Origin of the sequence: Salinimicrobium soli (assembly GCF_048323655.1) — a bacterium.
GTDB lineage: Bacteria > Bacteroidota > Bacteroidia > Flavobacteriales > Flavobacteriaceae > Salinimicrobium > Salinimicrobium soli.
The window spans coordinates 409,034-434,883 of the sequence record NZ_JBLUWW010000003.1; the positions used below are offsets into that span (position 1 = coordinate 409,034).

The following is a 25,850-nucleotide window of genomic DNA, read 5'->3' on the forward strand; positions in this document are numbered from 1 at the left end:
AAAAATGAAAAAACAAATTATTCTTGTCATCATGCTTCAGCTTTTTCTCGGCAATATGTGGGCTCAGAAAAAGAAAGGTGATGTATTGATAAAAAATGGGACCATCATAACCATTACACAGGGAACTCTTGAGAATACAGATGTTCTTGTACGAAATGGAAAGATAGCCAGGATTGGCAAAGAAATAAGTGCCCCTTCAGGAGTGAAAGTAGTAGACGCTACCGGTAAATACGTGATGCCGGGCATTATTGATGCTCATTCCCATATTGCGCTGGATGCTGTAAATGAAGCCACGAGCCCCGTGACTGCTGAGGTTTGGGTGGGTGATGCTTTGGATCCATTTGATATTTCAATTTATCGCGCCCTTGCCGGGGGAGTAACTGTTTCTCATGCCATGCACGGTTCAGCAAACGCTATTGGTGGTCAGAATGAAACTATAAAGCACCGCTGGGGATCTGTAAAGATGGATGATATTCGTATGGATGGAGCGCCTAGAACCATCAAATTTGCTTTGGGAGAGAATCCAACCCGCGTACATGGCGAAGGAAGCGATATAGTTCCCCGCACCCGAATGGGAGTGGAGCAGGTCTTTAGAAGAGCTTTTTCTGAAGCTAAGGAGTATATGGAGGCCGGGGATGAATACAATGCTAACAAAGGGAAAAAAGGCTACAAAGGAGCTCCTCCTGCTTATGACATTCGAAAAGAAGTGATTGCGGATATTCTTAGAGGAGAGATCATTGTTCACTGCCACTCGTACCGTGCAGATGAGATCCTGATGCTCATGGATGTGTTCAAGGATTATGGGATCAAAAAATTGGTTTTTCAACACGTGAATGAAGGATTTAAAGTAGCACCCGAGATAGCAGAATTTGGCGCCATGGCTTCAGTTTTTTCTGACTGGTGGGCCTACAAATTTGAGGTGTACTATTCTACAGCTTACAATGCTGCAATTCTAACCCGAAATGGAGTGTTGACTTCGATCAATTCTGATAGTGGTGAATTGATCAGGCACTTGTATCATGAAGCTGCAAAAACCCAGAAGTATGGAGATCTTTCAGATGAGGAAGCTTTAAAACTAATTACTCTGAACCCAGCAAAACAACTTGGGATCGACGATAGAGTAGGTTCCTTGGAAGAAGGTAAAGATGGGGATATTGTCATCTTTAATGATCATCCGCTTTCAATTTATGCGGTACCTCAAATGACTTTCGTAGACGGGGTGAAGTATTTTGATGTTAAAGAAGACAGAGACGATATGCGTATTTATGTAAATCCTTCCGAAGAAGTGGATGTGATGCGTTTAAGAACCGAGCAGGAGAAGTGTATGGCTAATACAGAATGGCTACTAAATCAATAATGACGATCATGAAAAAAATATTAATACTATTCTTTCTAATAATAACGGGGTTTGGAAATTCTTTTGCCCAAAGTCCGAAAGCTGAATATGGCGCTTTTGCCCTTACAAATACCACAGTCCATACTGTGACAAAAGGTGTTATGGAAAATACCACAGTACTTGTCAGGGATGGAAAGATCGAAAAGATCGGAAAAATGGACTCTTTTGATGCTGATGTTAAAGTAATTGACTGTTCAAATCTGCATATTTACCCCGGAATGATCGATGGCGGTACCCGCATTGGGCTTATTGAGGTAAGTGCTGTGGATCGTACCGTTGATTTCAGGGAAATTGGAAATGTTATTCCGCACATGGAAGCCTTGACCGCAGTGAATCCTAACTCGGCACTTATTCCCGTAACGAGGGTTAGCGGAGTTACTACTGCTTTGACAGTTCCTTCAGGAGGTTTGTTTCCGGGAACGGCGGCACTCATCAATCTGCATGGATACACTCCGGAACAAATGAGTACCGGATTTTCTGCACCTGTGATGAACTTCCCCTCTTCGGGAAAAAGAGGCTGGTGGGACAAACGTTCCAAAGAGGAAATTGAGAAGGATACCGAAAAGAAAATGAAGGAGCTTGAGGAGGTTTGGGAGAAAATAGCCCAGTACCATAAACTGGACAGCGTCAAAGCCGTGGGAAAAACCTCTGTCTCTATGGACTACTATCCTGAAATGAAGGCCCTTCTACCGGTTTACAGAAAGAAAGTTCCGTTACTTATTGAAGTGAATTCTGCAAATGATATCAAAAATGCTTTAAAATGGATCAAAGAAAAGGATATCAAGGCAATTCTCACCGGGGTGGAAGAAGGTCACAGAGTGGCTGATGAGATCGCGAAAGCAAATGTGCCTGTGGTGGTTGGCCCAACATTGAGCACACCTTCCAGAGACTATGACAGGTATGACAGGTCTTATTCCAATCCAGCTTTGCTGAAAAAGGCAGGAGTGAAAGTAGCGATTCGAACCATGGATGCTGAAAACGTAAGAAACCTGCCTTACAATGCCGGCTTTGCAGCGGCCTACGGAATGTCTAAGGAGGAAGCTCTAAAAGCGATCACCATTGTTCCTGCGGAAATTTTTCAGGTTGCCGATAAATTAGGATCCATTGAAGAAGGAAAGCAGGCAACCCTGTTTGTCTCTACCGGAGATCCTTTTGAAACTTCTACAGATGTTGAACATGTTTTCATCAATGGTTGGAAGATCCCAATGGTGAGCAGGCATACCCAGTTGTATGAGGAGTTCCTGAAAAGAAGTCCGGGTCTGGAAAAATAAATTTTCAGAACTTAAGAATTTAAGAAAAAGCAGCATCCATCGGATGCTGCTTTTTAGTTTTCTTCTGTGATCTGTTGTATTACGTCCTTATTCACCTCATGTCCGCCATCAAACGGAACGAACTTCAGGTTTTTCGGAAAGAGTTCCCTGATCTTTTTTTCTTCATTCTCGATAAATTCCCTGTTGACGTATGGATCTTCGGTGCCATACACGAAACTGACTTTCCCTTCAAAAAAGGCAAAATCGGATGCTTTTAATTCATTCGGCAATCTCCCGGAATTAAGTATAAGGTGGGAACAATTGAGCTTTCGGCGGGCCAACCAGCGAGTAACTACCGAGACTCCCTGGGAATATCCAAAAAGAATCAGGTTTGGTGCATTTTCAAGATCTTCCGTTTTATAGATCTCATCGAGGTATGCCATTACATTTTCAATGTCTATTTCGGTGTTATCACGAGTGGCCCAGGAGGCGCCAACATGTTCGTACTTTCCGTTGAGGTAGTACCTGGAAGGAGCCTGCGGAGCAATGAAGTAATTCTCATCAGGGTTGAGGTGACGAAAGTATTTCAAAAAGTACCGGCTCAAATAACCTATGCCGTGGAAGACCACCCACACGTTTTTGGTTTTCGCCGTACGCTCGTTCAGCATGCTGTAAGTATTGCGGGTTTGGTAAGAAACCTCTTTTTCGTTGATCATTGTTCAGGTGGTTTTGTACTTTTACAAAGTAACCAATCTATTTACTATGACCAAGGAGGAAATGCTGGAGGTGTCGAAAAAGATGTGCCAGAACACGCTTATGGAAACTCTTGAAATTGAGTTTACCGAGGTAGGCGATGATTATGTGGTGGCAAAAATGCCGGTGACGCCACGGGTACATCAGCCGGACGGGGTTCTCCATGGGGGCGCTACTGCGGCCCTGGCCGAAACAGTTGGCAGTATGGCCAGCTTTGTTTTTTTAGACACAGAGCACTTCTATGTCCGCGGAATTGAGATAACTGCCAACCATTTAAAAAGTATTTCTGAAGGCTTTGTTTACGCCAAGGCCCGGTATCTTCATAAGGGCAGAACCACCCAGCTGTGGGATATTCGCATTACAGATGCAGATGAAAACCTTATTTCGGTGGTGAAGCTTACCACCATTACTTTACCTAAAAAGAAGCAATAGCAATGGATGAAGCTATTTTTTTCGGGCGGCTTCGGAAGCAGTACGATCAAAATTTACCTTTTGTTGCCTACCGTAAACCCGGGGAAAGAACGATACAATCCTTTTTGCAGAAGGAGGATACCTTCTTTACTTCTGAAGATCTTTCGGAAACAGGCTTTGTTTTTGCCCCTTTTGACACCCGTAAAAAGGCCGTACTAATTCCCGAAGAAGCTTCCGAAAAACTCATTTTTGAGCAGCAGGGAGATTTTGAAATTCCGGAAAAAGAAAAAAGATCAGAACGCTTAAATCCATCCGAAGCAGATAAAGAAAAGCACATCTCCCTGGTCAAAAAAGGGCTTTTGGAACTCAATTCCGGTAACCTGCAAAAGGTGGTACTCAGCCGAAAAGAGAAGGTGGAATTGGAGCAGCCTGAACCATTTGAACTTTTTAAGGAACTGCTGAATTCCTATTCCACCGCATTTGTCTACCTGTGGTATCATCCCGAAACCGGACTTTGGCTGGGAGCAACTCCCGAAACGTTGTTGAAGGTGGAAGGACGCAATTTTAAAACTATGGCACTTGCAGGAACCCAAAAATTTCAGGGGACTATGGAAGTGGAATGGGGAGAAAAGGAGAAGCAGGAACAGCAGTATGTGACTGATTCCATTGTGGAAGATCTTAAAAAGCTTGGTGTCAGCTCGAGCGCACTCAAGAGCTCAGAAGTTTACACCGCCAGAGCAGGAAACCTTTTGCATCTTAGAACAGATATTTCGGGAAGACTGGCTGCAGGAGAAAATCTCAGTGAGATCATCAAAGCCCTGCATCCTACACCGGCGGTTTGCGGACTTCAGAAGGAAAAAGCCCAAAATTTTATACTTTCTGAAGAGAATTATGACAGGGAGTTCTATACCGGCTTTTTAGGCGAGCTCAACCTGCAAAACAGTACGAGCCGCTCTGTCAATAAAAGAAATGTAGAAAACCTGGCATACCGCACCGTGAAAAAGAAAACAGCTTTATTCGTGAACCTGCGATGCATGAAATTGAGGGAAAATGCTGCGTATCTTTACGTTGGCGGCGGAATAACCAAGGATTCCGATCCCGAAGCTGAATGGGAAGAAACGGTGAATAAATCCCAGACCATGAAAAAAGTGTTATTTTAAAAATAAAAGACCTCACAGGTCTTGAAGACCTGTGAGGTCTGTAAAATTATTACAGTGAAATACCCAAAAATACCCGTAGCCCGGTCTATAGTTGCGCTTTGTGAAGCTAAAGGCATTCACCATGTGGTGATCTCCCCGGGCTCCAGAAATGCTCCTTTGACCAACGGTTTTGCATACAATCCGAATATTAAAACATACAGCGTTGTTGATGAGCGCTGCGCCGCATTTGTTGCAATAGGAATGGCCCAGCAGCTGCAAAAGCCGGTGGCCGTACTTTGTACTTCAGGATCGGCTTTGCTGAATTATTATCCGGCGGTGGCCGAGGCTTATTACAGCGATATTCCGCTGGTCGTGATCTCTGCCGACAGGCCCATCGAACGCATCGATATTGGCGATGGACAAACCATTCGTCAAAAGAACGTTTTTGAGAACCATATTTTGTATTCGGCTAACCTTCATTCTGAAGTTGTGCTGGAAAATGCTGCGGAAGACAAAAAGTTGCAGCAAAAGCAGTTCGAATCTCAAAAACACAATGAAAGGGAGATCAACCTGGCTTTAAATAAAGCTATTGAGGGGAAAGGTCCGGTGCATATCAATGTGCCGTTCTATGAGCCTTTATACGATCTCATGGAAGGTGTGAAGGTGGACCCGTTACAGATCCTGCCGGAGATCATTGAAAGAACATATTCCGAAAATCAACTTAAAGCCTACGCCGATCTTTGGAACCGCGCCAAACGGAAAATGGTAATAGTAGGAGTGGAGCAGCCTAATTCGGTAGAGCAAAAATTCCTGGATGAGCTTGCGAAAGACGATTCCGTGATAGTTTTTACCGAAACCACGTCCAATATTCAGCAACCTGATTTTTTCACCCGCATAGACACGCTCATAGGTCCTATTGAAAAAGATGAGAACCGGGAAGAACTTTTTGACGCTTTAAGACCGGATATTCTTCTCACTTTCGGCGGAATGATAGTTTCGAAAAAGATCAAGGCATTTTTAAGGAATTATCAACCGAAGCAGCACTGGCATGTGGATCCAAAAAAGGCATATAATACCTTCTTTTGCCTTAACAAACATTTTGAGACTTCGGCCAATTCTTTCTTCGCACACTTTTTTCCGCTTACAACAGAAGTTGAAAGCACCTATGGCCCGTATTGGAAAAAGGTGAGAAGCAGAAGGCAGAAGCGGCATGAGGAATATATGAATGAAATTCCATATTCCGATCTTAAGGCCATGCAACTGGTGGTGCCAAAAATGCCAAAAGATCACGTGCTTCACCTGGCGAATAGCTCCACCATAAGGTATGCACAGCTGTTTAACTGGGATGGCAGCCTTAAGATATACTGTAATCGCGGGACCAGTGGAATCGATGGCAGCATCTCTACATCTGTTGGTGCAGCTATGACTGCTGAAGAACCAGTGTTAATGATCACCGGGGATCTCAGCTTTTTCTACGACAGTAACGCGTTGTGGAACAATTATATTCCGAAGAACTACAGGATCATCATTCTCAATAACCAGGGCGGAGGGATCTTCAGGATTCTGCCGGGCGATAAAAATTCGGAAACCTTCGATACCTATTTCGAAACAGTACACGACCTGAACGCAAAACCCATTTGCGATCTCTACGGATTTGAATATGCTTCGGCAAAGACTTCCGAAGAAATAGAGAAGCATTTAAATGGCTTTTTTGACACTTCAGAAAAACCAAGGTTGCTGGAGATTTTTACGCCGCGTAAAGTGAATGATGAAGTGCTGCTGAAGTATTTCAGCTTTATGAAGGACTAAACTGCAGCACGTGAAAAGCCGTTAAAATAAAGTACCTTTGCACTAAAATTTTGAATATGCTTGCTATTGGTGAATACCATACTTTAAAGATCGACCGGGATACAGAACCGGGATTGTTCCTGAAGGATGATGATGAAAATGAAGTGCTGCTTCCTAACAAATACAAACCGGAAAGTTTTGAGCTGGGAGATGAGATCGAAGTGTTCGTATATCTTGACCACGAGGAAAGGCCGGTAGCTACAACCCTGAAGCCATTTGTGAAACTGGATGAGTTCGGTTACCTGAAATGCGTGGAAGTATCAGATATTGGTGCTTTTATGGATTGGGGTCTTGAAAAACACCTTTTTGTCCCGTTCAAGGAGCAGGCCAGCAAAATGCGAAAAGGGGACAGGTATCTTGTATTCTGTTATCTTGATGAACTCACCGGCAGACTGGCGGGTTCCAGCAAAGTGAATAATTTCCTCGATAATTCTGAACTCACCGTTGAGCCCTTTGAAAAAGTGAATCTTATTGTGAGCAACCCTACAGATCTTGGTTGGAATGTCATTATAAATGAACTGCACCAGGGCTTATTATATAATGCGGAAGTTTTTCAAAACCTGCATACGGGTGATCGATTGGAAGGTTATATCAAAAAAACCCGTCCCGATGGAAAGATCGATGTGACCCTTCAAAGACCGGGTTACCGAAGTATCGAACCCAACGCGCAGGAGATCCTCAGCCTTCTTGAGGTCAAAGGCGGCTTTTTGCCATTAACTGACAAGTCGTCTCCCGAAGAGATACAGGAGCAATTGCATATGAGCAAAAAGAGCTTTAAAAGGGCTATTGGGAGTCTGTATAAACAACGAATCGTAGACCTGAAAGATAACGGGATCTATCTTAAATAAGGAGAATAGTAATAGGGCGAAATATTACTTTGGCCCGTAAGCGGGGAATACCTGCCATTGAATAATCCGGTTTGTGCTTCGCGCAGGGCCGGATTTTTAGTTTTTCCGGTAAAGTAATCATAATTGGAGCCCCTGTCATGAAAATGTAGACCGTTGGTCACCTCGATCATTGCTTTTTCTCCGCTGCTTAATCCTACAAAAGGAGATTCCAGTTCAATGTAAGAGCTTTCCTGTTCAAAGCGTTTCCGTTCCATCATTGCCACCAGGTTCACTTCCCGTTTTACTTCTTTTTTGCTGAAGTCTACTTCTGTCAGGGTGAGGCCCGGAAAGGGCAACTGCGGAGCGAGAAAAGAGAGGCTGGGAATTTCCTTTTTTTGAATAGCCAGACTTTCAAGACCCTGAACTTCCTGGCCGTAGACAGTGGTGCCAACAATGAAGGTAAGAAAGATGTATAAAAACTTCTTCATGAAATCTCTTTTCTAACTATTCTCAAAAATCGTACAATTTTTTAAAACAGAGAGTTGAGTCACAGAATTTTTACTTGCTGCGGCTGTTCTTATAAGAGCTTGAGTCAAAATGCCTGAATTTTACTCTGAAAAACTCTATTTTTACGTAAAATTAGAAATCATGAATAAACCGGATTATAAAACTGCGAAGGAATACGAAGATATTACCTATAAAAAATGCAATGGGGTCGCACGCATTGCCTTTAACCGTCCTGAGGTGAGAAACGCCTTTAGACCTAAGACCACCAGTGAACTTTACGACGCTTTCTACGATGCGCAGGAAGACACCTCCATTGGGGTGGTTTTACTTTCTGCGGAAGGACCTTCTCCGAAAGACGGGGTATATTCCTTCTGTAGCGGGGGTGATCAAAAAGCCCGTGGCCATCAGGGATACGTTGGGGAAGACGGAATGCACCGCCTGAACATTCTTGAAGTGCAGCGTTTGATCAGATTCATGCCAAAGGCTGTGATAGCGGTAGTTCCCGGGTGGGCAGTAGGAGGAGGTCACAGCTTGCACGTGGTGTGTGACCTTACCCTTGCCAGCAAGGAGCATGCGATCTTTAAACAGACCGATGCCGATGTGACCAGTTTTGACGGGGGGTATGGATCTGCCTACCTGGCAAAAATGGTGGGACAGAAAAAAGCCCGGGAGATTTTCTTTTTAGGCAGGAACTATTCGGCCCAGGAAGCTTATGAAATGGGGATGGTCAATGCGGTAATTCCGCATGATCAACTAGAAGATACTGCTTACGAGTGGGCTCAGGAGATACTTGCGAAATCACCGACATCCATTAAAATGCTTAAATTCGCCATGAACCTTACCGACGACGGGATGGTTGGGCAGCAGGTATTTGCCGGTGAGGCAACGCGCCTTGCATATATGACCGATGAGGCGAAAGAAGGAAGAAATGCCTTTTTGGAAAAAAGGAAACCAAATTTTGAAAAGAAATGGATCCCATAGCCAAAGAAGAGTTTTCGAATATAAAGTTAAATGTAGCTTCACTTCCTGCCTATGAGGAAGTGCAGCTGCATTCACTTGCTCCAAAATTCCTATGGAAACTCAACATTGGCACCTTGATCTCAGCCCTCTTTTTCCTTGTGGTATTGACAGTGGCCTTTACCTTTTTTGAACCCTTTCGTCCTTATTTATGGTTCGCGGCAGCTGTATGGATCCTGCTCTTTGGATGGTCTTTTTTCTCCAATATTCAGTTGATGAAAAGAAATGGTTATGCTCTTCGGGAAAAGGATGTGATCTATAAACGTGGCTTTTTGTTTGAAAAAACTACCATTGTTCCTTTCAACCGCATTCAGCATGTCTCGGTAGAACGCTCTTTTCTGGATAAATTGCTGAACCTGGCTACTCTAAAAGTCTATACTGCCGGTGGTTCAGGCAGCGATGTGAGTGTGCCGGGATTATTTCCGGATAATGCTACCTCCCTGAAAGAGGAGATCTCTGCCAGAATTTCCGGCCATGCCTGATTTTGACTTCTCACAACCCCAGCGGCAGTCAGAGGTAGGTCTCATTCTTATCTTTGGGACTTCTTTGTATCAGCTTACCCGAAGCCTTTGGGTGCTGGGAGTGTATTTTCTCGTGGGAGATGTAAATACGAAGACTTTATTATTTGCCATTTTTGGAGCTGTAGTGGTACTCCTTCTTACCCTTGGCTACAGCATACTGTATTACCTGAATTTCAAATTTTATATTGATGAAAAGAACCGTGAGTTTGTGCTTCAAAAAGGGGTTTTTTCGTCAGATGTTCTAAATATTCCCTTTGAGAAAATTCAGCAGGTGAACTTTAAGCGCAATATTCTTCAGCGGGTTATTGGAGTTTACAGCGTAGTAGTGGAAACGGCGGGAAGTCAGGAAAAGGAAGTAGAGATCAAAGCGCTTTCACGGGAAAAGGCAAATGAGCTGGCCGATCAATTGATGAGCCTGGCAAAGAAGCATGATGGATTAGTAGATAATACTGAAACTGAAGAATCTTCAGAAGAGGTGACTTCAATTAAAGGGACCCCTGAATGGGAACATCATGTAGGACTTATTACTCTTGTGAAGTTGGGCCTGACCAGCAACTATTTAAGGGGCGTCAGTATACTGTTTGCATTTTATTTCACCCTGCGGGAGCAGTTCTTTCTAAAGGACAGCTTACCCGGTGAAATGCCTGTTACTTCGGAATTCATAGCCCAAAGCGGAACGTTACTTCTTATCCTTTTTTTGATCCTGCTGGGAATGATCATAACCGTTTCCGAAACCATCATTAAGTACTACGATCTTAACATCAAGAAATTTAAGGATACCCTGCAGGTGGAAATGGGGCTGCGGAACAATACACGAGTTAATTTGAAGGCCCGGCGTATTCAGTTGATGCAGGTGCTCACCAATCCCATACAAAAGAAGTTAGGGCTGTACAAAATGAAAATTGCTTTGGCCAGTAGTGAAAATGACCTTCAAAAGGGGCAGATCACTATTCCAGGCCTGCCTCCAGAAGTGGTGGAGCAGGTAAAAGAGTTCTTCTATAAACAGACCATTTCCGGTCACTATTTTGTTCTTCCCACAAAATACCTTCTGATAAGGAAGATCTCCCGCGGATTACTGCCGTTGTTGATCGGGCTGGTTCTGGGATATATTTACAGAGATGTTTTTTCCACCGGCTATCTGGGTCTTATAGCCAGCGTTTACCTGGTGCTCATGGCGATTTACAACTATTTCTATTTTAAGAGCCTGAAGCTGGATGTTTCCGAAGATTTTTTAGTGAAATATTCCGGAGTATGGATCAAAAGGGAACAGTATATCGAAAGTTACAGGTTGCAGTCTTTATCTATTCAGCAACCTTTATGGTACAAGAGCCGGGGCATTGTAAATCTCACTTTTCACTCGGCTGCAGGCGATGTTCCTTTTAAAATGGTAAAAAAAGAGAAGGTTACACCCCTTATAAATTTTCTTCTTTACAAGATCGAATCCACAGAAAAAGCGTGGATGTAATTGCCTGTTAAAGTTCGAAACCACGCCTTCGTTTTTAGTACCTTAATAGGTGAAATTTTAAAGGCGGCGATCATGAAATGTAGGGGGAAATTTGCAGGGGGGCTTATCTTATTAATGGCTTTTACTTCCTGTAGTATGGATGCATTAAGAGAAAATTTGATCGTAACAGGGGAAAGCGGGTACAATTTTACCGAAAGCAGTAAATTATGGTTGAAGCTCAAAGCCCGCCACAAAGATACTTATCAGTATTCCATTTTAGAAATTTCAGTAACCAACCTTGGTGGTGAAACTACTATATCTGTTGAAAAAGGAAAAGTTCTAACCCGCTCATACGAGCAGTTTATGATCTCAGAAGAAGATGGTTCCAGAACTGTTCTCTTTTCATTTACAGAAGATCAAAATAGCCTTGGATCTAATTCAGAAGGGGCGCCTCCTAAAACCATAGATGAGTTGTATGAAACCTGCCTCAGGGATTATATGAGTATTGATCCGGATAGAAATACAATCTATTTTGACACCAACAAGCAGGGAGTTATTTCCCTGTGCGGATATGTTCCTGATCTATGCCAGGATGATTGTTTCGTTGGCTTCGAAATGTCTCATTTTAGCTGGGGCAATTAAATAAAAAGACCGTGAATTCCCATTTTTGGAACCTCACGGTCTTATTTTTATTTCTCAGATTCACTTACCTAAGCTTCGGAAACTTTGCAGGATTTGATTCATGCATGGTAGCATAAACCTTTTCAAAAATATCTTCAATGGAAGGTTTTGAGAAATAGTCTCCATCAGTTCCGTAGGCTGGACGGTGTTCTTTCGCTGTCAATGTTTCGGGTTTACTGTCAAGATATCTCCAGGCGTTTTGTTCTTCCAGAACTTTTTGCAGGATAAATGCTGAAGCTCCTCCCGGAACATCTTCATCGATCACCAGAAGACGGTTTGTTTTTTCAACGCTTTTCACGATATCGTGGTTTAGATCGAAAGGCAGTAGTGACTGTACATCGATCACCTCAGCGTCTATTCCAACTTCCAGTAGTTCTTTTGCAGCCTGTTCAACGATTCTTAAAGTGGAACCGTAACTTACCAGGGTGATGTCACTTCCTTCCTTCACCGTTTCTACCACTCCAAGAGGCGTTTTAAATTCTCCAAGGTTATTTGGCATTTTCTCCTTCAGTCGGTAACCGTTCAGAGATTCTACAATAAGAGCGGGTTCATCACTTTCTAGTAAAGTATTATAGAAACCGGCTGCTTTAGTCATGTTCCTTGGTACAAGGACATGGACCCCGCGCAACAGGTTAAGAATTCCACCCATTGGGGAACCACTATGCCAGATCCCTTCCAGTCGGTGCCCACGTGTTCTTACAATTAGCGGAGCCTTTTGTTTTCCGGCAGTTCTGTACTGAAGCGTCGCAAGATCATCACTCATGATCTGCAAGGCGTATAACAGGTAATCCAGGTATTGGATCTCGGCAATAGGGCGTAACCCGCGCATTGCCATTCCAATTCCCTGACCCAGAATTGTAGCTTCCCGAATTCCGGTGTCAGAAATACGAAGTTCACCGTACTTTTCCTGAAGACCTTCAAGTCCCTGGTTCACATCTCCAATTTCTCCTGTATCCTCTCCAAAAATGAGGGTTTCAGGATACTTTCCGAAGATCTTATCGAAGTTATCACGAAGGATAAGGCGCCCATCTACTTCTTCTGAATTTTCATCATAAGTGGGTACCGAACCTTCTATATTTAAAGCTTTAAACTTTGAATCACTGTATAAATGGCTGCTGTACTGTGGCTGAGTTTCTTTAGTAAAAGATTCGATCCAGTTGATCAATTCAGTTTTAGCTTCAGAATTCTCACCTATCAGGTAGCGTAAAGTTTTTCTGGCTGCCACCAAAAGATCCTTTTTTAGAGGTTCTTTATTTTCTGTCAGTTCTTTCTTCAGCTGAAGAATAAAAGTTTTGTTGGCGCTCGCTGCTGCAGCTTTTTCAAGCAACGGAAGGATTTCCTTCTGTTTATTCTTTACAGGGGAAGTGTGAGCCTCCCAGGCGGCTTTTTTGCCATCCCTTACCTGCTTCTTGATCTCTTTTTCTATTTCCTGAAGTTCTTCATCGGTTGCAATGTTGCTGGAGATCATCCATTCGCGCATTTTTACATTACAATCGTGTTCCCGTTCCCACTGAAGTCTTTCTTCGCTCTTGTAGCGTTCGTGAGAACCTGACGTAGAGTGTCCCTGTGGCTGAGTTAACTGCTGAACATGGATCAGTACCGGGACATGTTCTTGACGAGCCAACTGGCTGGCTTGCTCGTAAGTTTCGATCAGAGAAGGGTAATCCCAGCCATTAACCGTAAAGATCTCATAACCGTTGTTATGGTCGTCATCGCGCTGGAATCCTTTAAGTACTTCAGAAATATTTTCTTTAGTGGTCTGATGTCTTGCATGAACTGAAATTCCATACTCATCATCCCACACATTCATAACCATTGGCACCTGCAGCACTCCTGCAGCATTTATGGTTTCCCAAAAAAGGCCTTCACTGGTACTGGCATTTCCAATGGTACCCCAGGCGATTTCATTTCCGTTATCAGAGAATTTTTCAGCGTCCAGGCCTTCCACATTTCTGTAGATCTTGGAGGCCTGTGCCAATCCTAAAAGACGCGGCATCTGACCTGCAGTAGGGGAGATGTCTGCACTGGAATTCTTTTGTTGCATCAGGTTTTTCCAGGTCCCGTCTTCCTGAAGGCTATGGGTAGCAAAGTGTCCTCCCATTTGTCTTCCTGCGGAACTTGGTTCCTGTTCAATGTCTGTCGTGGCATATAATCCTGCGAAGAACTGCTGGATGTTCAAAGCTCCAATGGCCATCATAAAAGTTTGATCGCGGTAATAACCAGATCTAAAATCCCCATTTTGGAATACCTTAGCCCAGGCCAGTTGTGGTACTTCCTTTCCGTCACCAAAAATTCCAAATTTGGCCTTTCCCGTCAATACTTCTCTTCTTCCAAGTAGGCTACATTCCCTGCTGGTTACAGCAAGTTTATAATCATTAAGCACCTGATCCTTAAAATCTTCAAAAGAAATTTCGCTTTTAGAATGGGTTTCGCTTTGCATAAAAAATAGTCGTGTTTAGTAACTACAAATGTAACAAAAACTATGATTAATCACAATTCAAAAAAATGAGAATAAAATGATTTTTTATGATTAATCAGGGGTAAAAATTCCTTTTTTCATAATCAAATAGCCATTATTGAGGATTCCTTAAAAATATGAAAATTGAAAATCGGAAAATGACTGGTCAAATTTTAGAACCATTCACGGGTAATAAGGCTTGAAAGGGTTTTAAGATCCAATGTTGCTATAAAACGGATTTTCTGATCATAGTGATCATCAGAAAACTCGAATCCGTCACTGGAATAGACCGGGAAGAAAAGTTCAAAATAGTTCTGAACGAGGCTGACCCTGATACCGGAGTCAAAAAGGAACTTTGCAGGTTTAAATTTATTTTTTACAAGACCCACATCGCCATAGGCGTAGATCCATTTCCAGATAGTGACACTGCTATTGACGGTGGTGATCCACTGGTTGGCAAACTCTGGTTTGAGCATTGATTTAAATCCACCTTCAGCCATGATGATCTGTTGGCTGAATAGTCCGCTGGTTTCACTTCTTCCGTAGTAATTATAGTCGAACAGGTAATCTGTAGGCCTGTCAAGGGCAAAGCTGAAGTAATCTGACCCGGGAAGATCATTGTACAGAAAAGCACCTCCAAAGAAGCGGAAATTGATCTGCCGGTCGTTCTTTAGTAGCCTGCGGTATTCAAGCGTAACCGAAGATTTACTGAATTTTTTAGCGAGCTGAAAATCCACATTTCCCCCAAAATGCTCTACCAATCCAGGATTCCTGTAGGTGTAATTGATATTGAACACACTGTAATCAGGTATCTTTAATGGAACATCAGGATTTTCATCACGAAACACATTCACATTTCTCACCATGATATATTCTTTCCTACTCTCTCGTAAATAAGAACTTCTGAAAGAAAGGGTAAGAAAGGGAGTAAACCTTTGATAAAATAACCCATACCCATAGGAGAATCTATTACCGCTGAGTCCATACCTGATCGCATACAGATCATCGTCCTCGAAAAATATCTGATGACTAATACTTGCACTACCAACCAAGGTTTGACTATTGGTTCCATATAGTGGTGCTATTTCAAACTCCAGATTTTTATCGAGAACGGTCCTGTTGTACATGTTTAGCCCCAGGGCGAGGCCGTCATAAAGGTTATACTCCACCTGCGGCATAAAGAATATTTGATTATACCTGGGGTCTTCAATATCTTTAAAAAGGCGGAATTGAAAGGGTTTGTTCATTATCCCGCCCACCGTTCTGTAATTGTTTCGCTGATTGACTTCGGGCACTATTCCTTCATAGTTTACAGCAACCGTGTGCACTCTTTTCGAAGGGATCTTTACACTTTTAAAACGATTGGCGTGCTCCACCCAGGTTTTATAGACGATCTCTCCTTTATTGAGCCCATACACCGGAACCGGCATTCCATTCTCAGATTTGTTCTTGATAGTAACTTCAAGGGAATCGTCTTTTTTCTTAAGCGTCCTGATCTTGAAATCTATTTTCTCATTGCTGTTGACATAGTCCTCAAAGAACCAGGAAATATCCTTGCCTGCATTCTCTTCCAGAATTTTCTCAAAATCACGTGGCGACACAGGCCTCAATTGATATTCTGAGTAAAATTCCTGAATAGATTTTTCTACCGTATTGTCTTCCAGAAAGGCTTTTAAATATTTTAAACCTACACCGCCTTTATATGGATTCGCAAGGTTCCGGTTGAATTTGATAAGAGAATCCTGAGGGGTGGTTAATGGCTGGTCAAGATTCTTCCTGGCCATAAAAAGATACAGCAGGGGATATTGATCGTTAAAATCCAGATCGGCGGCGTGGAACCATCTAATTCCGAAGAAGTCGCTGAGAGTTCCTAACAAGGTAAGATCAGGATAAAACTCCTTGATGTATTCCATCATCAGGTAGGTCTGAATGGCAGAGTATATCCATTGGTCTTCCCTTGGATTCAGCATAAGGGAATTTTTGAGATAGTTCTCAGTAAGTACTTTCAGCTGTTGCAGTTCATAGTTAAATCCGTCAGGAAAAGGACGTAAAAAACTGGGCAGCTGATTGAGTCCATAGACCGGACTTGCAGCATAGTTCTCTTTCGTAGAGAGAATAATAGGATGAGGATATGATCCTAAATTTTCCCCAAGAAAACCCATTATCCTGCGGACGAGCATCGTCTTCAATGCCGGATTAATTCCATCATCTATATTAGTAAGGACGTCAACATTTTCGGTTTGAATTGCGTCAAAAATTACATCCTTAGTAAGGTACAGGTCTGTATCCAAACGCTCCTCTCCCTTGAAGAACACGGTCTTCACATCATCTTCATGTTCAATTTTCTCCATCTTATAGGGCGAGATTGCAGAAAGATTGGAGGGAATGGTAAGTTCGATTTCCAGGTCAAGTTTGGGATGATAGAGATCATTCATGTTCTTATGGCTGTAAACCTGCCATTTCCCGTCCTTATAAACTCCGGGAGTAATGAACCAGTATCGCAATTTGTATTGCCCTTTTCCGTAGTATCCGTATCGGGTGAAATCTGCGCTTGGAAATTTAGTACTGTAATTGAGATTCAAAATGTATTTCGCTCCGGGAGGAATAGGCTCTTCGGGAACTACCTTAATAAGATCGGGATTGAAAAGAGGACGTTGCCAACTCACATTCTGATATTCAGAATTGGTGATGGTATTAATCGTGGTTTTTCCTCTTTTTTCGTCGCGCGCAAAATGGAAATTACGATCGTAGCTTTCAAAAAAGCTTTTCGCCAGAGGAGTTCTGGTATCCGAAAAGGCATTCATCCAGTCATTGAGGTAGACCTCATAGAGAGTGTCCTGGCTCAGGTTTCGGTACTCCAGGGTCTGCCTGATGTGTAGAGATCGAATAGTATCGTACAGCACGGCTTTTACAGAAGTAGCCTGTTGGGCAAAACCTGAGATACACAGCAGGTTCATAAAAAGCACTATAAAGATTCTCTTGATCAAATTGATGTTCAGGGGAGTATGAAGTTCATATACTTATTGCAGCGTGAAGATATTCTTTTGCTCTTTAAAGATAAGCTTTCTTCACTTGATTTTAAGGTTTTTTAGGTAAAAGAAGAGCGGTACTTTTTGAGTACCGCTCTTTTCTGTTCCATATTCCTTTTTAGAAATTCGGACTGAGATTATACTCATCATAGAATTTATCAAGGATCTCGATTACCTCTTCAGCAGTATCCACTACCTGCACAATATCAATGTCTCCTTCACTTATGTTCTGAAAACTATCCAGTAAGGTTGCTCTCACCCAGTCAATAAGACCGCTCCAAAAATCTCTTCCTACCAGAATGATAGGGAACTTGTCGATCTTATTGGTCTGTATCAAAGTGATAGCTTCAAAAAGTTCATCCAGGGTGCCAAATCCTCCAGGCATTACTACAAATCCCTGGGAGTATTTTACGAACATTACTTTGCGCACAAAGAAATAGTCAAAGTTGATGTTCTTATCTCCATCAATATAGGGGTTGTCGTGTTGTTCGAAAGGCAGGTGAATGTTCAGTCCCACCGATGTTCCTCCAGCCAGGTGCGCCCCTTTATTACCGGCTTCCATTACTCCCGGGCCTCCTCCGGTGATAATTCCATAGCCATGTTCCACAATTTTTTTGGCAACCTCTTCCGTTAGCTTGTAGTATTTATTGTCCGGTTTTGTCCTGGCGCTTCCAAAAATGGAAACACAAGGCCCGATCTGACTTAATTTTTCATAGCCGTTCACGAATTCTCCCATGATCTTGAAGATCGCCCAGGAATCATTGGTCTTAATCTCGTTCCAGCTTTTATTTCTTGTTTCGGTTCTCATATAATTTTCAATTGCGGCTAAAATAATTCTTTTTGTAGGAATTGTGCCGTATAACTCTTCTTGTGTTTTGCTACTTCTTCAGGTGTTCCAGTCGCCACGACTTCGCCGCCGTTCTTTCCGCCTTCGTACCCTATGTCGATAATATAATCTGCCATTTTGATAACATCCAGGTTATGTTCGATGATCAAAACAGTATTTCCTTTGTTGGCCAGCTTGTTCAAAACATCCATAAGGACCCTGATATCTTCAAAATGCAACCCTGTGGTAGGTTCATCGAGGATATAAAATGTATTCCCGGTGTCTCTTTTAGAAAGTTCAGTAGCAAGTTTAATTCGCTGGGCTTCTCCTCCGGAAAGTGTAGTGCTCTGTTGCCCTAAAGTAATGTACCCCAAACCTACGTCCTTTATGGTCTTAAGCTTTCGGTACACCTTCGGAATATTCTCGAAAAAGATCGTAGCCTCGTTGATGGTCATTTCAAGTACATCTGAAATAGACTTTCCTTTATACCTGATCTCCAAAGTTTCCCGATTAAACCGTTTTCCCTGGCAGGTCTCGCATTCCACATAAACATCGGGCAGGAAATTCATTTCAATGACCCGAAGCCCACCACCTTTGCAGGTCTCACAACGTCCACCTTTAACATTGAAACTAAACCTACCGGGTTTGTATCCCCTGATCATGGCTTCCGGAGTCTTTGCGAAGAGATTTCTCACCTCCGAAAAAACTCCGGTGTAAGTAGCCGGGTTTGACCGCGGCGTGCGGCCTATCGGCGTTTGGTTTATATCTATTACTTTATCAATATGTTCTAATCCTTTAATGCTCTTGTAAGGCATTGGCCTTTTTACCCCGTTGAAATAATGGGCATTCATAATAGGGTAGAGGGTCTCATTGATAAGGGTAGATTTCCCACTTCCAGAAACCCCGGTCACTGCGATCATTTTTCCCAATGGAAAAGTTACTGAAACATTTTTCAGGTTATTTCCAGTGGCGCCCTTGAGTTCAATGCTCTTTCCATTTCCTTTACGCCTTTTCTTCGGAACTTCAATTTTCATAGTTCCGTTCATGTAATTGGCGGTAATGGTATTGTGGGTCCTTATCTCCTCTGGCGTTCCCTGGCTAATGATCTCTCCACCATGTCTGCCGGCTTCAGGACCAATATCAATAACATGATCTGCCCGTTCGATCATCTCCTTATCGTGCTCTACCACAATAACAGAATTTCCAAGGTCGCGCAGGGAGACAAGGGAGTTGATCAGTTTTTCATTATCCCGTTGGTGCAAACCAATACTTGGTTCATCGAGAATGTATAATACTCCTACCAGCTGAGAGCCTATTTGAGTCGCGAGCCTAATTCGTTGTGCTTCCCCTCCAGAAAGAGATTTCGAGCCCCTGTTGAGCGACAGGTAATTCAGCCCTACATCCACAAGGAACTGCAGTCTTACTCTTATCTCCTTCAGAATTTCGGAAGCAATCTTCCGCTGTTTTTCAGATAGTTCAGGTTCTACCTCATCAAACCAGGTAGCGAGATCTACAATGTCTTTTTGTGCGAGTTCCGCAATATTCTTTTCGTTGATCTTAAAGTAAAGGGACTCCTTTTTTAATCTGCTGCCGGTACATTCGGGACATATGATCTTATCCATATAATCCTTTGCCCAACGTCTAAGGGAAGTAGAGTCATTATTATTGTAGGTCTCCTCAATAAAAGATGCTACTCCTTCAAAATCGATCTTAAATTCCCGGGTAATTCCCAACGTTTTGGATTCTTTGGAGAACTTTTCTTTTCCGCCGTAAAGGATCATCTCCAGAGCTTCCTGCGGAATTTTTTTTATGGGATCATTTAAACTGAAGTCAAATCTCTCAGCGATCAGCTCTAACTGCTTAAAGATCCAGTTCTTTTTCTGCGGACCATGAGGTGCAAGTGCACCATTCTTTATGCTGAGGTTGGTATCCGGAATGATCTTATCCACATTGACCTTATGAAGCGTTCCTATTCCGTTACAGACCGGACAAGCGCCTTTTGGGGAGTTAAAGGAAAAATTGTTCGGCTCAGGGTTGGGATAAGAAATTCCCGTAGTGGGACACATCAGGTTTCGACTGAAGTATTTGATCTCTTCCGAATCCTGCTCAAGCACCATGAGTACATCTTCGCCGTGGTACATGGCGGTCTTGATACTCTCATTCAGTCTTGTCTGGATTTCTTCGGGAGCTGAGATCTTTAACCTGTCCACCACTATTTCAATATCATGGATCTTGTACCGGTCCAGCTTCATTCCTTTAACTATATCCCTGATCTCTCCGTCAACACGCACCTTGACAAAACCCTGTTTGGCTATCTGCTCAAAAAGTTCCCTGTAATGCCCTTTTCGGGACCTTACTACCGGGGCAAGGATATTTATTCTTTTATCTCTGAACCGTTCAATGATAAGTTTCCTGATCTGTTCATCGCCATAGCTCACCATTTTTTCTCCGGTGTTGTAACTGTAGGCTTCACCGGCCCTGGCATAAAGGAGTCTTAGAAAATCGTAAATTTCAGTTATCGTACCTACCGTACTCCGCGGACTTTTACTGGTAGTCTTTTGTTCAATGGCAATTACCGGGGACAGACCTTCTATTTTATCAACATCCGGTCTTTCCAGACCACCAAGGAATTGTCGGGCATAGGCTGAAAATGTCTCAATGTATCTGCGCTGACCTTCAGCATATATCGTGTCAAAAGCGAGGGATGACTTTCCGGATCCGGAAAGGCCGGTGATCACCACAAGTTTTTCACGGGGAATTCTAACATCAATGTTCTTCAGATTGTGCACACGTGCACCTAAAACTTCAATGTATTCTTCAGTTTCTGCCATAAAATTAATCAAGAGGGCAAAGGTACAGAAACTGCTCAAAATGAGAAAACAGGGGTTAATTTTTTCAGGTTATTCATACTTCCTACAAGTCTAAAAATTTCCCCTCCAAAATTTTTCCTAAATCGGACTTTTAAGGCTTAAAATTTAGATAATTAAACATAAAATTAAGGCATTAAATATATTTTAACTTTTTAGTTGTCAGGTAATTAGCACGTAAAATTAGGATTAATTTTGAACTAGATAATCTATCTTTATACTTGAAATATAAAGGCTCAGAAGCTTTTCCCCCCCAACCTGAGATGTTAGTAGGAACAAGAGAAAATGTAAGACAAATCTTGTTAGAAGTAACCACCAATGAAAATGATCTACTATGGAAAGAAGACAACTACTTCTAATTACCCGAAATTCTGATTTTGGTTCAAGTATTGAAAAAGAGGCCGGCATAGCCTACGAAACTACTACCGTTAAAAATATGCACGCCGGTTATTCTATGGCACTGGGATATCTTCCGGATATTATTCTCATAGATTATGCTTCCCTGGGGCTTGAAAGTCTCAAGAATTTACCAAATTTTAAAAGTTCACACTTCTTAAACAAAAGTTTTCTTTTTCTCTATGGAGATAGAGAGAATAAAAAGGTGTTGGATAAGAATTTTAAAGAACATGTAGATGGTATTCTATATGATTCCTTGTCCTACAAACGAATTATAGAGGAGATGGAGGACATAATTAGTTCCAAAAGGTGTCTTACCAACTATTGGAAAGATTCTTTTATGGGACTTTTTAATTTGCTCCAGAACCCGGTGATCCTTCTACAGGACGAAAAGATCATCGCGATAAATGATGCTTTTAAAAAAGATTTCTTCGTTACCACCCGGAAACAGATTAAACTAACTGATCTGGTTTTGAATAAAAATAAGGCTAAGGTGCGGGAGACCCTTAGAAAGTTTATAAAAAGTAAACACCTGAAAGCTTCCACTACCACAACGCTTCTTATGAATGAGAAGTTAAGAGAGGCAAAAGTGACCTTTTCAAAACTTGATAAGGCACTAAATGGGCAAATGATCATGATGATCAATTTTACCGGAAAAGAATTTCCTATCAATCAGGAGATCGGAACGGCATCTGCAGAGACTGAAGCTTATTTTTCTAATTCCGTTTCCTGTAGTGAAGAATTCACCAAGAGAGAAAAAGAGATCATCTCCTTATTATGTAAAGGATATAAAACAAAAGAAATTTCTGAAGCCCTGTGTATTTCAGCAAAAACGATTGAAAAACACAGGGCTAATATTGTAAAGAGAACCCACTCCGGAACTATTCTGGAGAGTATTGTGTACGCATTGAACCATAATCTGATCGATATCTAGGTAAAAATAGGGGATTTCCCCCATAGCCTTTTATTCAGATAAATCCTACATTTAAAGGACTTGTAGGAAAGAACTGCGAAGCAAGTATCATCCCCCCAGTTTTAATAAACATTTAAAACACTTCTTATGTAGAAGATCTAAACACGTATTTATTAACCATTCTAAATATTATTAATCAAAAACCTTTTCAATTATGAAAAACTTTAAGAATTACCTGGCGTATCTGGCGGTGTTCGCTATGCTTTTTACGTCCTGTAGCAAAGATGAAAATTCTGTAAAAATACAGGATGACACAGCGCTATTATCTCTTGGCCCTGTTTTGAATGATATGGCTAACCGGAGTGCTGACAAACAGGAAGATGGTATTCCAACATGTTCCGATGATATCGCGGCATGGGCTTCCTTTGTTTTAGAATACAATGGGGTCGTACAAGATCCTTTAGTTGTTGAAATCCTGTCTGATGGGACTGATCTTTTCACAGCTTACGATGAAGCTTTAGAAATACCTGTAAATTCAGGTAATACGGTGGCCGTTACCTTACATAATTTTATGGTATGGAATGATGATGGTGGTGCTCCCGGTGAGGTCATTTGGGCGGCTCCTATGGCAGGTAGTGATTATGCAAAATTTGTGACCCGTCCAACAGGTGACGGTTTTGTTATTGAACTTCGTGCTGGTTCCAAAACCTATACAGATGTTGAAGTACTTTGCTTTGATGACCGAGAAGTGAACCGCTTTGGTTATCAATTCTTTGATATCATTCCAAAAGAACTTTATGAGCTTTGCTTCTTTGCCAACTACTGTCCTGATGGACCAACCGGAAGAGATAAGGTAGCTAATTACGATCTTGAACTTTATTACTATTATGGAGAAGGTGATATGGAATTAATATGGAATAAACCAGCTCCAACAGGTAGTGATGGTGATACTTTTTATGCTGACCCACTATGTGTTGCTATTCCTGCTCCAATGAACGGTGAAGCGGCAGGGGATGTTTACCTTTATTATAAACTTACGTTGGCAGATTGGCCAAATTATTATGGTGAAGCACCTGAACTTGAAGAGGAAGGATATTTATCCTGGAATGATGTAGAAGAATTGTTTGGACCTAATGATACTGTAGATTATATCCATATATTCTTTAACTGTGGAGGTATTCCACCGGGAGGTGATTGTCCAGCAGGTCAGGATCCAGACGGTGACGGAGTGTGTGGTGTAAGTGACAACTGTCCATTAGTTGCTAATCCCGATCAATCTGATGAGGATGGTGACGGAGTAGGTGATGTTTGTGATAATTGTCCAAGTGATGCAAATGCTGATCAAGCCGACCAAGATGGTGACGGAGTAGGAGACGTTTGTGATAATTGTCCTTTAACAAGTAATGCTGACCAGGCAGATAGCGATGGTGATGGATTTGGTGATGTATGTGATTTTGATGACTGTGTTGGAAATGATTGTCCTGATTGTGATGTTTTACCAAGTTGTGAAACTGCCTATATGGAAGGAAATCAACCATTCTTAGGTAATCCTGAACTTGAGTTCAACAACAACAAATGGGGTTGGGCTCATCTTGAAGATGACGATGTAGAACCAACCATTACTCCATTGTGGGCAGGTGCCGGTCAAAATGATACCTCCAAAGGATACTTTATTGGAACTGTTACAATTACTAATGCCAATGGTATGGATGTAAATGTGACCATAGACCTCTGTGATGGTAATACTTTGGATAAAGTTCATATTTTCTTCTCCAATGACAAACCAACATCTAATGCTCCGGGCCAATATGGAAACACCTTCTATCCTAGTGAAGATGGTCTGTCCTATGACTTTACCGATGACGGAGATGGTGATTTCTGGTTAATAGTACATGCCGAAGATGCGTGCCCATCAAATGACTAGAATCTTTCAAACTGCCCGGGAAATTCTTTCCCGGGGCAGTTTCTTATGACTTATAATAAAAATTAACCATTCTAAATATTATTAACCAAAATCCTAATCATTATGAAAACCATTAAAAGCTATTTATGTTATGCTATGGTAATGGCTTTGGTTCTGACCTCCTGTAGTCAGCAGGATTCTTCAGGCTCGAGCGACATTACCGGGGATAAGGCTGTTTTAAGCCTGGGCCCAATTTTAAATGACCTTGTCAACAAGGCTGCGAACAAGCAGGAGAGTAGTTTGCCTGAGTGTTCAGACACTGAACCCGCTTTTGCATTTGTCTCTTTAACTTATGAAACCTCTGGAGCAGATGTAGATGTGGAAGTGGTGGTGGAGATTTCTCAGGATGCACAAGGCTATTTCACATTGTATGATGAAGCTCTTGAGATACCAATTCCTGCAGGACAAACAACAGTAGGAGTTACTCTTAATGACTTCATGATCTACAATGATGTTGCTGATCCACTAAATCCGGAAGCACCAGGGACCTTAATTTGGATGGCACCTTTGGAAGGAAGTGAATATGCAAAATTTGTAGGAGATCCTCTTCCAATTGCGATTGAATTGAGAGCCGGAACTAAGAATTACTCAGATGTTGAAGTACTTTGCTTTGACAATAGAGTTGTGAATAAGTATGGATATCAATTCTTTGACATCATTCCAATTCCGATGATCGAATTCTGCCTGTTTGGTAACTACTGTCCTGATGGACCAGAAGGAAGACATAAAACTGCTTCATATGCAGTAGATGTTTGGGAATATTCCAACGGAACTAAAGGTACTCAGTTGTATTTTGCTGAAACTTCTACTGCTCTTGTTCAGGAAGACGGTGGTCAAATGTATGCTGATCCATTATGTTTCTTCTTGCCAGATAGAGAAGGACAGGATACATACTGGTTTGAAATTACTTTATTAGATGTCGAAGGTTACTATGACGGTCTAAACCGGGTTATTCTGGAAGGTCCAATTACGGATGACGAGATCAAAGACTTCTTTGATGATGAAAATCCTGGTTTCTTAGATTATTATCACTTCCAATTTGGTTGTGAGGGAGATATTCCTCCTCCATTCTTTGATCCTGAAGTGGATGCTAAGCATTATTCTGCCTGTATAAAAACGTTAGATGATGGAGATACTATTGGTTTTGCTTACTTCAGCCTGGAAGGTAATGACCTTACTACTACTGTTTGGGCAGTAGAGAGACCAATGAATTCACCTGTTCCACAGCACATCCACGAGAATGCGAGTTGTGAAGATTACGGAGGCGTATTCTGGTCATTGTACGTAGAAGAAGGAGGAGTAGAAGTTCCACCGACTTCAATGGGATCCTGGTTACAATACGAAAGAACATTTCCCCTGTCCGATGAGCAGGTGGCGGCCTTAGATCTTGGCAACAGGTCTTACGTACTACACTTAGAAGATTTTACTCCGGTAGCTTGCGGTGAGATCAATATGATAAATTAAAAAACAGAAGGATGAAGCTGGCCTTCATCCTTCTTTATTAACCATTCAAACTATTAATTAAAAACAACAATTATGAAAAATTTTAAAAGCTATCTGGCTGGTTTAGCAGTGTTTGCGCTGTTCTTCACATCCTGTAGTAA

The 25,850-nt window shown here is 42.0% G+C and carries 19 protein-coding genes; 13 read left to right on the forward strand and 6 right to left on the reverse strand.

The window, feature by feature from the left end:
* Positions 1-4 precede the first annotated feature (4 nt).
* Both ACNORC_RS11285 and ACNORC_RS11290 read left to right on the forward strand, forming a co-directional pair.
* Positions 5-1,357: an amidohydrolase gene (locus ACNORC_RS11285; protein WP_418335747.1), complete on the forward strand. Its 1,353-nt coding sequence runs from the start codon at positions 5-7 to the stop codon at positions 1,355-1,357.
* Between the two features lie 8 nt (positions 1,358-1,365).
* The gene (locus ACNORC_RS11290) at positions 1,366-2,667 is read left to right on the forward strand and encodes an amidohydrolase family protein (RefSeq protein ID WP_418335748.1); all 1,302 of its coding nucleotides are present in this window, start codon (positions 1,366-1,368) and stop codon (positions 2,665-2,667) included.
* 53 nt (positions 2,668-2,720) lie between these two features.
* Here the strand turns inward: ACNORC_RS11290 and ACNORC_RS11295 are convergent, their stop codons facing one another.
* Entirely contained in the window at positions 2,721-3,362 is a 642-nt protein-coding gene (locus tag ACNORC_RS11295; protein ID WP_418335749.1) for an alpha/beta hydrolase, read from the reverse strand.
* Between the two features lie 46 nt (positions 3,363-3,408).
* On the opposite strand from ACNORC_RS11295, the gene ACNORC_RS11300 reads away from it, so the two are divergent.
* From ACNORC_RS11300 to ACNORC_RS11315, 4 genes are read left to right on the forward strand one after another with little or no spacing between them, the layout of a single operon-like run.
* Complete coding sequence (locus ACNORC_RS11300; RefSeq protein ID WP_418335750.1) at positions 3,409-3,831, forward strand: PaaI family thioesterase; 423 nt, start codon at positions 3,409-3,411, stop codon at positions 3,829-3,831.
* 2 nt (positions 3,832-3,833) lie between these two features.
* On the forward strand, positions 3,834-4,970 hold the full coding sequence (locus ACNORC_RS11305; RefSeq protein WP_418335751.1) for a chorismate-binding protein: 1,137 nt from the start codon (positions 3,834-3,836) through the stop codon (positions 4,968-4,970).
* 54 nt (positions 4,971-5,024) lie between these two features.
* Positions 5,025-6,758: a 2-succinyl-5-enolpyruvyl-6-hydroxy-3-cyclohexene-1-carboxylic-acid synthase gene (menD, locus tag ACNORC_RS11310; RefSeq protein WP_418335752.1), complete on the forward strand. Its 1,734-nt coding sequence runs from the start codon at positions 5,025-5,027 to the stop codon at positions 6,756-6,758.
* 56 nt (positions 6,759-6,814) lie between these two features.
* Positions 6,815-7,645 (forward strand): CvfB family protein, encoded by an 831-nt coding sequence (locus ACNORC_RS11315; protein WP_418335753.1) that lies wholly within the window; start codon positions 6,815-6,817, stop codon positions 7,643-7,645.
* On the opposite strand, the gene ACNORC_RS11320 is transcribed toward ACNORC_RS11315, so the two are convergent.
* Positions 7,633-8,112, reverse strand: a complete 480-nt coding sequence (locus tag ACNORC_RS11320; RefSeq protein ID WP_418335754.1) for a hypothetical protein — start codon at positions 8,110-8,112, stop codon at positions 7,633-7,635. The genes ACNORC_RS11315 and ACNORC_RS11320 overlap by 13 nt on opposite strands.
* Before the next feature lie 160 nt (positions 8,113-8,272).
* Between ACNORC_RS11320 and ACNORC_RS11325 the strand changes: the two genes are divergently transcribed.
* The 4 genes from ACNORC_RS11325 (at position 8,273) to ACNORC_RS11340 (ending at position 11,755) form a co-directional block, all read left to right on the forward strand.
* A complete protein-coding gene (locus ACNORC_RS11325; RefSeq protein WP_418335755.1) occupies positions 8,273-9,112 on the forward strand; it encodes a 1,4-dihydroxy-2-naphthoyl-CoA synthase in 840 nt (279 codons plus the stop codon).
* Positions 9,100-9,630 (forward strand): PH domain-containing protein, encoded by a 531-nt coding sequence (locus ACNORC_RS11330; RefSeq protein ID WP_418335756.1) that lies wholly within the window; start codon positions 9,100-9,102, stop codon positions 9,628-9,630. Before ACNORC_RS11325 ends, ACNORC_RS11330 begins: the two co-directional genes overlap by 13 nt.
* Positions 9,623-11,134 carry a PH domain-containing protein gene (locus ACNORC_RS11335; protein ID WP_418335757.1) on the forward strand — a complete coding sequence of 504 codons (1,512 nt, stop codon included), beginning with the start codon at positions 9,623-9,625 and terminating at the stop codon, positions 11,132-11,134. The genes ACNORC_RS11330 and ACNORC_RS11335 overlap by 8 nt, the downstream gene beginning before the upstream one ends.
* Before the next feature lie 135 nt (positions 11,135-11,269).
* The gene (locus ACNORC_RS11340; RefSeq protein WP_418335758.1) at positions 11,270-11,755 is read left to right on the forward strand and encodes a hypothetical protein; all 486 of its coding nucleotides are present in this window, start codon (positions 11,270-11,272) and stop codon (positions 11,753-11,755) included.
* 64 nt (positions 11,756-11,819) lie between these two features.
* On the opposite strand, the gene ACNORC_RS11345 is transcribed toward ACNORC_RS11340, so the two are convergent.
* The 4 genes from ACNORC_RS11345 to uvrA all read right to left on the reverse strand — a co-directional run bounded on the left by ACNORC_RS11345 (position 11,820) and on the right by uvrA (position 20,938).
* Complete coding sequence (locus tag ACNORC_RS11345; protein ID WP_418335759.1) at positions 11,820-14,234, reverse strand: alpha-ketoacid dehydrogenase subunit alpha/beta; 2,415 nt, start codon at positions 14,232-14,234, stop codon at positions 11,820-11,822.
* Positions 14,235-14,425: 191 nt separating this feature from the next.
* Positions 14,426-17,239, reverse strand: coding sequence for a gluzincin family metallopeptidase (locus ACNORC_RS11350; protein ID WP_418335760.1), 2,814 nt, complete (start codon positions 17,237-17,239; stop codon positions 14,426-14,428).
* 160 nt (positions 17,240-17,399) lie between these two features.
* The gene (locus ACNORC_RS11355; protein ID WP_418335761.1) at positions 17,400-18,089 is read right to left on the reverse strand and encodes an LOG family protein; all 690 of its coding nucleotides are present in this window, start codon (positions 18,087-18,089) and stop codon (positions 17,400-17,402) included.
* A gap of 17 nt (positions 18,090-18,106) precedes the next feature.
* Complete coding sequence (uvrA, locus tag ACNORC_RS11360; protein ID WP_418335762.1) at positions 18,107-20,938, reverse strand: excinuclease ABC subunit UvrA; 2,832 nt, start codon at positions 20,936-20,938, stop codon at positions 18,107-18,109.
* Between the two features lie 370 nt (positions 20,939-21,308).
* On the opposite strand from uvrA, the gene ACNORC_RS11365 reads away from it, so the two are divergent.
* From ACNORC_RS11365 to ACNORC_RS11375, 3 genes are all read left to right on the forward strand, one after another.
* Complete coding sequence (locus ACNORC_RS11365) at positions 21,309-22,304, forward strand: response regulator transcription factor (RefSeq protein WP_418335763.1); 996 nt, start codon at positions 21,309-21,311, stop codon at positions 22,302-22,304.
* A 328-nt stretch (positions 22,305-22,632) separates the two neighbouring features.
* Entirely contained in the window at positions 22,633-24,207 is a 1,575-nt protein-coding gene (locus tag ACNORC_RS11370) for a thrombospondin type 3 repeat-containing protein (protein WP_418335764.1), read from the forward strand.
* Positions 24,208-24,309: 102 nt separating this feature from the next.
* Positions 24,310-25,710 (forward strand): hypothetical protein, encoded by a 1,401-nt coding sequence (locus ACNORC_RS11375; RefSeq protein ID WP_418335765.1) that lies wholly within the window; start codon positions 24,310-24,312, stop codon positions 25,708-25,710.
* Positions 25,711-25,850: the final 140 nt, after the last annotated feature.

What these genes read in the sequence shown, in the direction of transcription:
- ACNORC_RS11285 (WP_418335747.1), top strand. Translation starts at nt 5, where the DNA reads ATGAAAAAACAAATTATTCTTGTCATCATGCTTCAGCTTTTTCTCGGC.
- ACNORC_RS11290 (WP_418335748.1), top strand. Translation starts at nt 1,366, where the DNA reads ATGAAAAAAATATTAATACTATTCTTTCTAATAATAACGGGGTTTGGA.
- ACNORC_RS11295 (WP_418335749.1), bottom strand. Translation starts at nt 3,362, where the DNA reads ATGATCAACGAAAAAGAGGTTTCTTACCAAACCCGCAATACTTACAGC.
- ACNORC_RS11300 (WP_418335750.1), top strand. Translation starts at nt 3,409, where the DNA reads ATGACCAAGGAGGAAATGCTGGAGGTGTCGAAAAAGATGTGCCAGAAC.
- ACNORC_RS11305 (WP_418335751.1), top strand. Translation starts at nt 3,834, where the DNA reads ATGGATGAAGCTATTTTTTTCGGGCGGCTTCGGAAGCAGTACGATCAA.
- ACNORC_RS11315 (WP_418335753.1), top strand. Translation starts at nt 6,815, where the DNA reads ATGCTTGCTATTGGTGAATACCATACTTTAAAGATCGACCGGGATACA.
- ACNORC_RS11320 (WP_418335754.1), bottom strand. Translation starts at nt 8,112, where the DNA reads ATGAAGAAGTTTTTATACATCTTTCTTACCTTCATTGTTGGCACCACT.
- ACNORC_RS11325 (WP_418335755.1), top strand. Translation starts at nt 8,273, where the DNA reads ATGAATAAACCGGATTATAAAACTGCGAAGGAATACGAAGATATTACC.
- ACNORC_RS11330 (WP_418335756.1), top strand. Translation starts at nt 9,100, where the DNA reads ATGGATCCCATAGCCAAAGAAGAGTTTTCGAATATAAAGTTAAATGTA.
- ACNORC_RS11335 (WP_418335757.1), top strand. Translation starts at nt 9,623, where the DNA reads ATGCCTGATTTTGACTTCTCACAACCCCAGCGGCAGTCAGAGGTAGGT.
- ACNORC_RS11340 (WP_418335758.1), top strand. Translation starts at nt 11,270, where the DNA reads ATGGATGCATTAAGAGAAAATTTGATCGTAACAGGGGAAAGCGGGTAC.
- ACNORC_RS11345 (WP_418335759.1), bottom strand. Translation starts at nt 14,234, where the DNA reads ATGCAAAGCGAAACCCATTCTAAAAGCGAAATTTCTTTTGAAGATTTT.
- ACNORC_RS11355 (WP_418335761.1), bottom strand. Translation starts at nt 18,089, where the DNA reads ATGAGAACCGAAACAAGAAATAAAAGCTGGAACGAGATTAAGACCAAT.
- uvrA (WP_418335762.1), bottom strand. Translation starts at nt 20,938, where the DNA reads ATGGCAGAAACTGAAGAATACATTGAAGTTTTAGGTGCACGTGTGCAC.
- ACNORC_RS11365 (WP_418335763.1), top strand. Translation starts at nt 21,309, where the DNA reads ATGGAAAGAAGACAACTACTTCTAATTACCCGAAATTCTGATTTTGGT.
- ACNORC_RS11370 (WP_418335764.1), top strand. Translation starts at nt 22,633, where the DNA reads ATGGCTAACCGGAGTGCTGACAAACAGGAAGATGGTATTCCAACATGT.
- ACNORC_RS11375 (WP_418335765.1), top strand. Translation starts at nt 24,310, where the DNA reads ATGAAAACCATTAAAAGCTATTTATGTTATGCTATGGTAATGGCTTTG.